The organism is Wolbachia endosymbiont (group A) of Phasia obesa, assembly GCF_964028125.1.
GTDB classification, from domain to species: Bacteria; Pseudomonadota; Alphaproteobacteria; order Rickettsiales; family Anaplasmataceae; genus Wolbachia; species Wolbachia pipientis.
Genome location: NZ_OZ034764.1, coordinates 1,061,785 through 1,074,179 on the forward strand (window position 1 = coordinate 1,061,785; position 12,395 = coordinate 1,074,179).

Sequence of the window (12,395 nt, forward strand, 5' to 3'; positions counted from 1 at the left end):
TCATTCCAGTACTCCTCTCTTATAATTTACGTGTTTAAGAATGACTTCTGCTAAACCTTTACTAATTCCAGGTACGTTTTGAATTTCAGCCAGAGAAGCTTTGCTTATATTTTTCACTGAACCAAAATAAGACATCAACGCTTTTTTTCTTTTGTTGCCAATGCCGGGTATTTTGCTTAATTGTGAAACTATAAACTGTTTATCGCGTTTTTTTCTATGTGAAGTTATCGCAAAACGGTGGGCTTCATTACGCAGCGATTGTAAGTAAAGCATGACTTTGCTGTCATTTGCCAGACTGAATTCTTCCCTGCCCAGCATATAAAATCTTTCATTTCCTGCGTTACGATCAGGACCTTTTGCCATACAAGCAAAAGGAACGTTTATATTCAATACTTCCAGTACATTCTGTACTATGGAAACATGTCCTGGTCCACCATCAATCAGTAAAAAATCAGGTATTATGCCTTTTATATTGCCGGAGAAACGTCTGGTTAGCACTTCCCTCATCATTTTATAGTCATCGCCTGAAAATTTTTCCTTTATAGTAAATTTTCTGTACTCACTTTTTAAAAAACCCTCCTGCCCTGCAACAACCATTACACCAATTTGTTGGTTTCCAAATATATGGCTATTGTCATAAACCTCAATACGCTTTGGAATATTTGGTAACAAGAAGATTTTGCTAAGCTCCTCAAGCTTTTCTAGGTTATTTCTATAATCGATAAGCTTCTGCTCTAAGCTATGCTGAGAGTTATCATAAACAAATTTCAATAAATCACGCTCTTTTTTATTCTTTGCATGCAGAACTTTTACTGGCTTTTGAGCAACCTTATATAGTGCTTGTTCTATAATTTCCTTATCCACAATAGAATCTGGAACGTAAATTTGTATTGGAGGTATGTTAGCTGAATTATAAAAATTGACCAAAAAGGTGGATAAAATTTCATCATTTGAGTGATCACCACAGTTCTCGGCAAAGTAAGGAGTGCTGCCGTAGTTGTCTTTATTTCTGAACGATAACACACTAATACATGCTAGATCCTCTTCACGTACAATACTGAAGAAATCTGCATCTTTTTCAAAAGAAAAATCCGTGTGCTGTATTTGAATTTGCTCAAGAAACTTTACCCGATCTCTATATATAGCAGCAAGCTCATAGTTTTCTTCACTGCTGCACTTTCTCATTGTGAAAAGTAACTGTTCTTTCACTTCCTTATTTCTTCCAAGCAATGTATTTCGTGCCTGTTTTACTGATTGGCAGTAGTCGTCTTTTGTGATTTTGTTTATGCATGGTGCTGAGCAGCGCTTAATTTGATATTCAATACATGGTCTTTTTGTTGAGGAAAAGTATTGATCTGAACATACTCTTAGGAGAAAAGCTTTTTGCAATGACAATATAGTTTGCTTAACAGCAGCGGCAGATGTAAAGGGACCATAATAATGAAACTCATTTTTCTTAAATTTGCCTCTATATTTTGCTATTCTTGGATAATCGTGCTTGGAAATTGTTATATAAGGATAAAATTTTCCATCCTTGAGCACAATATTATAAAGTGGTTTCAATGATTTTATTAGCTGTGCTTCAAGAAGCAGTGCTTCGATTTCATTCTCAGTGATGAATATTTCAACCTTAATAACCTGTAAGAGCATAACTCTAATTCGTTCAGAAAGGTTTTCGAATTGAAGGTAGTCGGATAATCTCGACTTTAAGTTTTTTGCTTTTCCAACATATAAAACTTTATTCTTATCTCCAACCATCTTATACACGCCACAGGACTGTGGAGATGATTTGATTTGTTCTTTATATTGCCTGAGCATTTATCCATTGCTTAACCTGTATGAGGTTAAAATCTGCTACTAAATGAAAGATGGAAACTACATTTTCAAGCAAAGATAATCTGTTTCTCCTCAGTTTATCAGAATCACAGTTAATCTTTACACTGTCCATAAACTGATTGATAAACGGAGCAAAACCAGCAAGTTCATCAAGTGCTACATTAAAGTGGTTATTTTTTATCGCTTGTTTTATGTTTTTACAAGCAGTTATAGCACAATTTGATAGCGCAATTTCTTCACTTTCAATCAAAAACCTCTTACCGTAAGATGCACTATAAGTAGTGCCATCACTTTTTCTTACTTTGCTCATCATGTTACTGACTCTTTTGTAAGTGCTTAGAATCTGTTCACCTTCTGGCGTACTAAGATAACGATCCAATATAACAGTTTGCTTTTCTGCTGTCAGCAGATCATTAATATCGATTTTATATAGTATTGAATCTACGACATCTTGTCTTATATCTCTATTTTTTAAAATAACCTTGAATCTTTCTAAGCAGAATTTAAATACTAATTCTGAAATTTGTTTTCTATTTGGCTTATCAGCTGACGTTGTATTTTTATTAAATAGAAGTTTTGAATATAAAGATACTGACTTGTCTATCAATAGCCTAATTGGAACATGCAAATTATTTTCAAGTATTGTCCTAATTATACCAATTGTCATTCTCCGCAAACTAAATTGATCATACGAACCAGAGATTTTTTCACCTGCTGCAATTAAACCAACTAAGCTATCCACTTTGTCTGCAATTGACACAGCAATTGCTGAAGGGGATTTAGGGCATTCTTGCTCCGATCTGATTGGCTTATAGTGTTCAGTTATAGCTTCCACTATTTCTTTATCTTCTTGAAAATAAGAAGCATAATATCCACCCATTACTCCTTGTAATTCTGGAAACTCTCTTACTATCGATGTTGCCAAATCAGCTTTTGCCAAATATGCAGCGCGTTCAACTTTTATCAGCGAAGCATGTGGAATAAATATAGCTATATACTTTGACAGAGCCGTAATACGCTTTACCTTTTCTCCAACGCTGCCAAGAGAAGCATGAAATAATATCGAACCTAATTTTTTGACATAATAATCTAGATTTTCCTTTTTATCTTGAGATATTAAAAATTGGGCATCAGCAAGACGTGCTTCTAATATTCTTTCGTGCCCTTTAACAACTTCACCATTGTTGACGTTGACAACAGTGACAAAGTGTGAAATTCTCTTTCCATTACTTAAAGCAAGGTATTTTTGTTGTGTATTAACTATACTAAGTATTACTTCCTTCGGTAATCCAAATGACTTTTCTTGATTTACTTCACCAAACAGCACGATTGGCCACTCTATAAGCCCTGTCAATTCATTTAGTAAATAATCATTTTTCTCAAGTTGTAAATTCTGCTCTTTTGTGAATTTATTAATCTGATCTAGTATAAATTGCTTTCTTTTGTCCATTTGGAGAATTACACTGTTTTTTTCTAGCAATTCAAAATAGTCTTTAGGTGCTTTAACAGTTAACGCTGTACCACTTGAGAGAAATCGATGGCCATATGTTGTGTTAGATGCTGTGATCCCTGCAAAAGACACAGGTATTATTTCGTCATTTAAAATGCATAAAATGTTTTTAATTGGCCTAACCCACCTTTCTTTTCCTTTGCCCCATCTCATACTTTTTGGCCAAGAGAAATTTTTTAATATTTCTCCTAGTTGATTTTTAAGAAACTCTTGAATGTTAAATGAGCAGCTTTCTCTTTTAATGAAGTAAAAATCCTCATTATTTACTTTTCGAACGAGCAAATCTTCTTCATTTTTCTGATATTTTCTTAAAAAACCTTCGATAGCACTTTTTGGTGCGTTAATGTTTGGTCCCTTAACTTCGTTATTGGAATCCTTTAGCTCCAAAGCATTTATGTTGTCGACAAATAGGGTAATGCGACGTGCTGTTACAAAAACCTCCATTGATGTAAATTTTACATTATTTTTGTTAAAAACATTGGCAATACAGCTCTTAACTTGAGTTACAGCTACATTCTGCATTCTCGGTGGTATTTCTTCTGAAAGGCACTCAAATAACAACTGCAACGACATACGCTATTTACTCATGTACAATTCACAACATTTTTTTGTCAGCTCTCTAACTCTACCAATATAAGCTGTACGTTCATTCACACCAAGCACACCTCTTGCATCAAGCAGATTAAGTAGGTGACTAGTTTTAATACATTGGTCATAAGCTGCCATTGGTAGCTCCTTTTCAATAAGGAACTTGCACAATTTTTCCGTATCTTCGAATTGCTGCTGTACCACTTTAGTATCATAATAATCTAATGCTAGATAAGAAAATTCATATTCTCTTTGTTTAAAAATATTTCCGTAAGTTACACCGTTATCGTTCCAAATTATATCGTAAACATTATCTACACCTTGTATGCACATTGCTAAACGTTCCAACCCATATGCCACCTCACCAGGAATCATCTTGCAGTCAATCCCTCCAACTTGCTGTATATAAGTAAGCTGTGTTACTTCCATTCCATTGCATGTAACTTCCCATCCAAGTCCTGATGCACCAACACTTGGGTTTTCCCAATCATCTTCAACAAACTTAATATCATATTTTTCTGTAGATATGCCAAGAACTTTTAAGCTATCTAAATAGACGTCTTGTAAATTATTACCAGATGGCTTTATTATAACTTGATATTGGTAATGTTGATACAAACGATTAGGATTATCACTATAGCGCCCATCTGCTGGCCTAATTACTGGTTGTAGATATGCAATTTTTGCCGGTTTTGTATCAATTGCAGACATAATTGTTGCAGGATGTAATGTGCCAGCACCAACTTCAGATGTGTATGAGTGAAGTATAACACATCCTTCACTAGCCCAAAAATCTTGTAACTCTTTTATTATACTTTGTAAGTTCACACAAATTTCACACTTTTTATACTAAATATATAAATAAATAAGTACTATTCAATACCTATTTTTTTAACAGTATCATGTAAATAATCACCTAAAACTGCTGAACTTTCCCTCACATACTGAATTATGCTTTTATTTAGGACAATTGCATCATGCATAGTTAAATCGCAGAATATAAATGCTGTTAAATACAGTAAAATCACCGCATAAAATGTGTGAAAAATCCCCTCAAATGTAATTGACATTGCATTATTATAGCTGAGCTGTATTGAACTTATTGGCCATGGTTTTATCACTTCTACGACATTAAAAAATACGTAAGGTATCATAAGAAAAAAGAAAAAGTGCATAAAATCATTAAACCAAAATGGGCATTGAAACATCTGCTTACATATATTCCCATAGAGTTTACTTACAGCATAATAAATCGACATCATTGCCGGCATTGAAAGTGCTACAGTCAGTACTTGCCCTGACGCTATTTGTATTACTATTTCTTCACCACTGTTTGCTGAAGGGTCTTGAGCATGAAAAATAAATATTCCAATTAATTGCATTACTAACATAACTATTGCCAATTTTGTAAAAACAGCAGCTACGACTATTCCTGAGTCTGGCATTTTATATAGTAAGTATTCGCCTCCATATGTAAGAATTAATATAACATCGACAATAAATAATATTAAAAAAGAAGACCAATAGTTCTGCCAACTTGGTAAATATCCTATTCCTAAAAGAGAGCTTACTGTTTTAGCAGGAAAAACCTTGCCTAGCATCTTCCCCAAAAATTTAAAAAAAATCCCCATGTTCTAAGTAACACTTGGTTTATATTATTTATAATACTGTATTGTAATAGACTTATCAATAGCTTAAAACATGTATTGGAAGATTTTAGGTAATATGCAGCAACAGTAGAAGAACGTGCGCCAAAAATTTAATAATTTTATAGGGCTTATGCACTTAAATTTTTTGCAATATCAAGTGCAGCGTAAGTGAATATTGCACTTGCACCCGCACGTTTGAAACCAATCAAAGATTCATAAATCACCTTGTCATAATCTAGCCAGCCATTATTTGCAGCAGCTTTTATCATTGCGTACTCACCGCTTACTTGGTAAGCAAAAATCGGAAAATTAAACTTATCACTTGCTGTTTTGATAATATCCAAATATGGCATACCTGGTTTAATCATAATAAAATCTGCACCTTCATTTATATCCATTTCAATTTCGCACATTGCTTCGCGCGCATTTTTATAATCCATTTGATAACCACTTTTGTCTATAGAATGTGATAGCCCACATGAACCAACGACTTGCCTGAATGGAGCATAGAAGCTAGAGCAGTATTTTACTGCATAAGATAATATTAATACGTCTTGAAAATTGTTATCATCTAATGATTTTCTGATTCTTCCTATTCTACCATCCATCATATCAGAAGGAGCAACTACATCACATCCTGATGCTGCTAAAGCAAGTGCTTGCTTACATAATATCGACACGGTTTCATCGTTTTCTACATCCATCTGATTATCTTTTAAAATGCCGTCATGGCCGTGAATAGTGTATGGATCCAATGCAATGTCTGCAATAATACCAATTTCAGGTACCTTTAATTTTACAGCACAAATTGCTCTGCAGATTAAGTTGTCAGAATTATATGCTTCCTCAGCGTTTTCAGATTTTAGTTTACTATCAACTACAGGAAAAATTGCAACAGCATTAATTCCTAAATCTTTAGCTTCCTTAACTATAGACACTAATCCATCTATTGAATAACACTTTACATCTGGTAAGCCAGAAATTGGTTCAGTTGTTTCTTCTCTGTCATGAACAAACAGAGGAAGAACCAGATCGTTTACTGATAAACTATTTTCACTTGTTAAATTGCGAACCCATTTGCTCGAGCGCCTGCGTCTTAATCTTGTATTTGGGAAATTAAACATTGGATCCAGGCAAATTCCCAGTAAAGAGCAACACCCCTGAAATGAGTATTACCCAAAGCACCGATATTGGTAGAAATACTTTCCAACCAAGGCGCATTAGCTGATCATATCGATAACGAGGTATTGTTGCTCTAATCCAAATAAATACGAATAAAAGTATAATTATCTTCAAAACGAACCAAATTAAACCTGGAATTTTATAAAGCAAACCAAGTTCTAACGGAGGATACCATCCTCCTAGAAAGAATATCGTCATCATAGCACTTGCTAGAATCATATTTGCATATTCTCCAAGAAAAAAGAGGGCAAAAGGCATGGATGAATATTCAACGTTATATCCAGAGACTAGCTCTGCTTCAGCTTCTGGTAAATCAAATGGGTGACGATTAGTTTCTGCAAGCAAAGAAATAAAAAATATTATTCCTATAGGCATTAGTAGTAAATCAACCCAAAATGGCATATTGTGTTTCGCTACCACCATCTCTCCAAGATTTAATGTTCCAGTGGTAATAACGACTGCAGCAACTATTAAGCCTATTGAAACTTCATATGAAATCATCTGAGCAGCCGACCGTATAGCACCAAGAAATGCATAATTAGAATTGCTTGACCAGCCTGCAATAATTACGCCGTATACTCCCAGCGACGATATAGCTAGCACGTAAAGCACTCCAACATTAATATTTGCTATAACCTTAGGAATAACTACTTGCTGGCCATTTTCTACAATTACTTCAGCACCAAACGGTATAACTGCCCAGGCAATTAATGCCAAGATAAAGGTAAGCATTGGAGCCATAATGAACAGTATGGTGCTCGCTCTAAATGGTATTATCGGCTCTTTAATCAGTAGCTTAATAGCATCTGCAAATGGCTGCAATAGCCCAAAAGGTCCAACTACACTCGGGCCGTGCCTCAGTTGAATTGCAGCAAGGACCTTACGCTCAAAGTATGTCAAATATGCAACTGAAAGTAGTAGCGGTACTAAAATAAATAAAATATTAACTAGCGTGTTCATAAAAAGCTTTAGTACAATCTGCCATTATTTTTGAAGCGCGACTTATTGAATCCGTCATATAAAAATTACACTCCTTTAAAGTAAAAGGTGTATTACTTAAATTTATTTTACCATTGCTGATTGGTACCCATGTGTTTTTTATCACTTGATCAGCATTTCTAAACTGTGGACCGATAGTATCTAATTTTTTTCTCACGTCAAATAAACTATCATATGGTAAGGAGAGATCCAAATATTGCGAGAGATTTTTAATAATTAACCAGTCCTCCTTTGCTTCACCTGGAGGAAATACAGCTAAATTTGTTCTTTGCACTCGACCTTCAGTGTTTACATAAGTTGCATATTTTTCTGTATATGCAGCACCAGGCAAGATAACATCTGCCACATGTGCACCCTTATCACCGTGATGACCTTGATAAATTACAAATGTGTTTTCTAACTTTGATGTGTCAATTTCATCTGCACCAAGAAGATAAACAACTTCTATTTCACCACTTTCTGCATGTTCCAATATTTGATTAATATCCCTTTCGCCTTTTTTAGGAACAAACCCAATATCTAGCCCACCAACTCTTGCTGCAGCTTTATGCAGCATATTAAAGCCATTCCAGTCATCTCTGACCATGTTAAATTTTTCTGCAATTTTGCCAGCTAGAACTAGAACTGATTCAGAATCGTCTCTTACTAATGCATCTTGACCGATAATCAGCATAGGGCTCTGAGCAGCACTCAGCAGCTTACAGAACTTATGATTTCCATTTGCTATTTCACTCAAAATATCAGGATTATCGCCCAATTTCTCAACATGATACAAATATTCAATGTTAGGACCAACACTTGCAACAGGAAAGTTGCCCTGTAAATATCTCTTTCTCAATCTTACGTTAATGATCGGTGCTTCTATCCTTGGGTTTGTATTTATAAGCAGACACAAATCCGCATTCTCTATACCTTCAATAGTGGTATTGAACACATACGATCCACGATTATTTGGTATAAGTTTTGCACCATCCTGCCTGCAATCTATATTTCCCGAGCCGAGCTTCTGCATCATTTCTTTAAGTAGAAGCATAGACTCACAATCTGCTAAATCACCTGCAATTGCAGCTATTTTATTTGATTTTGTATTCTTTAATTTCTTTGCAGCAACAGTTAATGCCTCATTCCAATCAACTGGGGCTAATTTACCATCTTTTTTTATATAAGGTCGATCAAGACGCTGAACTTTTAGTCCATCATAGGCAAAGCGGGTTTTATCTGATATCCATTCTTCATTTACCTCTTCGCTCAGCCTTGGTAATATCCTCATAACCTCCGGGCCACGATAACCAACTCTAATTGCGCTACCCACAGCATCTAGCACATCTATAGTCTCACAATGTGATAGCTCCCATGGACGCGCTGTAAAGGAGTAAGGCTTTGAAGTTAAAGCTCCTACCGGGCAGAGATCTATGATATTTCCAGATAATTCAGAACTAATATGCCTTTTTATGTAAGTGCTAATCTCTACATTTTCTCCCCTTCCGATTCCTCCAAGTTCATTTGTACCTGCAACATCAGACAAAAATCTAACACACCGAGTGCAATGAATGCATCGATTCATCGCAGTCTCAATCAGTGGTCCGAAGTGTTTTTTTGGCACAGCCCTCTTATGCTCATCAAGTCTGCTGGTTCCTTTCCCATAAGCCATCGTGATATCTTGCAAATCGCATTCACCACCCTGATCGCAAATTGGGCAATCAAGCGGGTGGTTAATTAGCAAAAACTCAAGCACACCTTCACGTGCTTTTTTAACCTTAGGGGTATCAGTGTGAATAACCATCCCTTCTGCAACTGGCATTGCACAAGAGGCTACTGGTTTTGGAGGTCCACCCTCCACTTCAACCAAACACATTCTGCAGTTACCAGCAATTGCTAAACGCTCATGATAACAAAAACGTGGAATTTCAACGCCCACGACTTCACAAGCTTGAATTATAGTGAGCCCATGCTCTACTTCACATTCCTTAGAATTAATAGTAACTTTAACCACAACTATTATACAGCTTCCCACTTTATAGGATTGCCGCTTACCTCATCTTCAACCAGATTGCCGTTGTCATATTGAGCAGACATATAATTCATGCGCGAATCACGATCTATATATCTAACAGGTTTTACCGGTTTATCTTTATACATTTTTTGCTCAGCTTTCTTACGCTGAGTAGGGTTATTTTTACTAGCTGTCTTTGCTTTCCCACCTGCTGCCATATAAACTCCTAAAAACTTTTCATTCTATTTTAACACTTAAGTATATAGCGTCAATATTTAATAACTTTAAAATTTCAATAGATCTCTTATTATAATCATTTTACAATCATTGTTTAAATAAAAAGTTACCCCTTGATGCCATTCCAGCGCATGACGCACAGCTGTACGAACATTGCAATTTGCAGGCAATTTGCGTGGCAGATTCAAGTAGCTGACACTGGTTCCCATCCAAGACAGCAGTAGCCCTTTCGGTGTTATTTCAGTGCTTGACACTGAAATCCAGGTTTTGATTGGATACTGAGTTGGTAAGCATAAAAGTGTAGCTAACGCGAGCTCTACGTCATACCGCGATTTATTCGCGGTATCTCAAAGCATAGATCCCGCTAACACGTAGCGGGATGACGATTGTCGTTTAGCTATAAACATTAAGAAATTTACCAAATAAAAAAAAAGGCAAAAGAAGCCCCGTGGTTATTATCCGCTTTAAAATATTGGCGTTTTTTATGTTTTAAACGCTTGACAAGCGAGATTCAGCCGCTTTTAATTGCAACTAACTTACGCTGCAAATGTTTAAGAAATTTACTAAGCAGAAAAAAAGACAAAGAATCCCCGAGTTAGCTAGTCTTTTACTATCTCTGTCGAGTATTGGCATTTTTTGATGTCTTGTAACGCTTTATAAGCGCGTTCAGCTTATTTAGATAAAAATCTAGATGTAGATGAAGTTTTGTAAAGACATACAGTATCTATATACTGCAAAAAATTGAACATAAGACGCCGATACATTAAGTAATCCTTACCTTTTAATCTGCAGATTGGCGAAAGCAAATACAATAGCTTCAGTTTCATGATAAGGGGGCTGGCGGAGTTTGTCAAGGAAGTTTTTTCGTTTCTAACGATTGTTAACATGCTGCAAAAAACTATGCAAGAGGTCTACCACTTTATTAGGTATTTGTGCAGTTATTGGTGTTATCAAGATACTCCCTAATCTTCTTCAAGTCCTCCCAGGCTAAACGTTTTTGTGCCGGTTGGCGAAGTAGGTAAGCTGGATGAAATATAGCGGCTGTGGTGATTGAATTGGACAAATATTGGTTAGTGTACGTATGAAATCTGCCACGCAAATTCGATATAGTTTTTGTGCTGTCAAGAAGGCTATAACATGCGATTCCCCCGACCAAAATTAAAATTTGTGGTGAAACTAGTGCAACGTGTTTTTCGACAAATGGTCTGCACATATCAAGCTCTAGGTCGGTTGGCTTTCTATTGCCAGGTGGGCGCCAAAATACGGTATTGCTTATATAAACTTTGGTGCGATCAAGATTGATTGCATTTAACATTTTATCGAGCAACATTCCACTTGCACCACAAAATGGTATGCCTTGAAGGTCTTCATTTGCTCCTGGAGCTTCACCAACGAGCATAATTTTTGCATTTGGATTACCATCGGAAAAGACAGTATTAGTTGCAGTTTTTTTTATCTCACAACCTTCAAATGACTTTACTGCACTTCTTAATTCATCCACACTACCACATTTACCTGCAAGTTTCCTTGCTTCAATTATCCAATCACTTGGAAACATGTCTTTTCCATCTTTAGTGTCACCCCAGCGCGTATCTGCATCTTTCTTCTGGGTCCCAGTTTGGATAACAGAGGGTTGCACACTCTCTTTGCTCTCCAATTTTTTTTCCTCTTCACCCTCCATTAGTGTGCAATCAACGCCCACTTCATGGTAAAATTTTAATAATTCTAGGTCTTTATTGCTCATATTGCTTTTTAATCTTTTGTGCTTTTGTCATCGCCATATCATACTTTAATTTAGATAAATGTCTAATATATAATATGCCGTTTAAGTGATCTAATTCATGCTGAATACACCTTGCAAGCCAACCACTAGCTTTTAGTGTTTGTTCTTCATTATCTAAGTCTTTATATTTCACAGTTAGATACTTTGGACGCTTAATTTCATGACTTTGCTCTGGAATTGAAAGGCATCCTTCCTTGAGAATTACTTGTTCATCGGATAATTCTGTAATCTCAGGATTAATCATGTAAAATTTGCCAGTTGAGCCATATCCTGCTGGCTCATTTTCAATTGTTTCTAGCTGAATATCCATAACAAAAATTCTCTTTAACACTCCAACTTGCACTGCAGCAAGGCCAAGACCTTCTGCATCATACATAGTTTCGAACATGTCGTTTACTAATTCTTTAATTTTATCGTTTATATCTGTTACTTCACTGGCACGTGTGATTAGTCTTTCATCAGGGGCAATTACAATTGGTAATATGGACATAAAAATTATCATTCTATGTTTTACTTTTCCTTTTGTCCAGAATTTAGTGTATATTAAAATGTTGCTATATCTATAATAGAAATATAAATTATTAAAGAAAGCTACAATTTAAATGAAATTGCGTAATA

10 protein-coding genes are annotated in these 12,395 nt (G+C 35.6%); all 10 read right to left on the reverse strand.

The window, feature by feature from the left end; genetic code table 11:
- The 10 genes from uvrC to def all read right to left on the reverse strand — a co-directional run bounded on the left by uvrC (window position 1) and on the right by def (window position 12,267).
- Window positions 1-1,818: an excinuclease ABC subunit UvrC gene (gene uvrC / locus ABWU29_RS05330; protein ID WP_174516859.1), complete on the reverse strand. Its 1,818-nt coding sequence runs from the start codon at window positions 1,816-1,818 to the stop codon at window positions 1-3.
- On the reverse strand, window positions 1,802-3,919 hold the full coding sequence (gene glyS / locus ABWU29_RS05335) for a glycine--tRNA ligase subunit beta (RefSeq protein WP_015588799.1): 2,118 nt from the start codon (window positions 3,917-3,919) through the stop codon (window positions 1,802-1,804). The genes uvrC and glyS overlap by 17 nt, the downstream gene beginning before the upstream one ends.
- Before the next feature lie 3 nt (window positions 3,920-3,922).
- Window positions 3,923-4,762: a glycine--tRNA ligase subunit alpha gene (locus ABWU29_RS05340; protein ID WP_015588800.1), complete on the reverse strand. Its 840-nt coding sequence runs from the start codon at window positions 4,760-4,762 to the stop codon at window positions 3,923-3,925.
- Between the two features lie 44 nt (window positions 4,763-4,806).
- Complete coding sequence (locus ABWU29_RS05345) at window positions 4,807-5,565, reverse strand: phosphatidylglycerophosphatase (protein ID WP_138265045.1); 759 nt, start codon at window positions 5,563-5,565, stop codon at window positions 4,807-4,809.
- Window positions 5,566-5,711: 146 nt separating this feature from the next.
- Window positions 5,712-6,707, reverse strand: a complete 996-nt coding sequence (hemB, locus tag ABWU29_RS05350) for a porphobilinogen synthase (RefSeq protein WP_015588802.1) — start codon at window positions 6,705-6,707, stop codon at window positions 5,712-5,714.
- A complete protein-coding gene (gene nuoH / locus ABWU29_RS05355; protein ID WP_015588803.1) occupies window positions 6,700-7,725 on the reverse strand; it encodes an NADH-quinone oxidoreductase subunit NuoH in 1,026 nt (341 codons plus the stop codon). Before nuoH ends, hemB begins: the two co-directional genes overlap by 8 nt.
- On the reverse strand, window positions 7,709-9,757 hold the full coding sequence (gene nuoG / locus ABWU29_RS05360) for an NADH-quinone oxidoreductase subunit NuoG (RefSeq protein ID WP_141456792.1): 2,049 nt from the start codon (window positions 9,755-9,757) through the stop codon (window positions 7,709-7,711). Before nuoG ends, nuoH begins: the two co-directional genes overlap by 17 nt.
- Before the next feature lie 5 nt (window positions 9,758-9,762).
- Window positions 9,763-9,975, reverse strand: coding sequence for a hypothetical protein (locus ABWU29_RS05365; RefSeq protein WP_006279675.1), 213 nt, complete (start codon window positions 9,973-9,975; stop codon window positions 9,763-9,765).
- Window positions 9,976-10,916: 941 nt separating this feature from the next.
- Complete coding sequence (locus ABWU29_RS05370) at window positions 10,917-11,738, reverse strand: uracil-DNA glycosylase family protein (RefSeq protein WP_015588805.1); 822 nt, start codon at window positions 11,736-11,738, stop codon at window positions 10,917-10,919.
- Complete coding sequence (gene def, locus ABWU29_RS05375; RefSeq protein ID WP_015588806.1) at window positions 11,728-12,267, reverse strand: peptide deformylase; 540 nt, start codon at window positions 12,265-12,267, stop codon at window positions 11,728-11,730. Before def ends, ABWU29_RS05370 begins: the two co-directional genes overlap by 11 nt.
- Window positions 12,268-12,395: the final 128 nt, after the last annotated feature.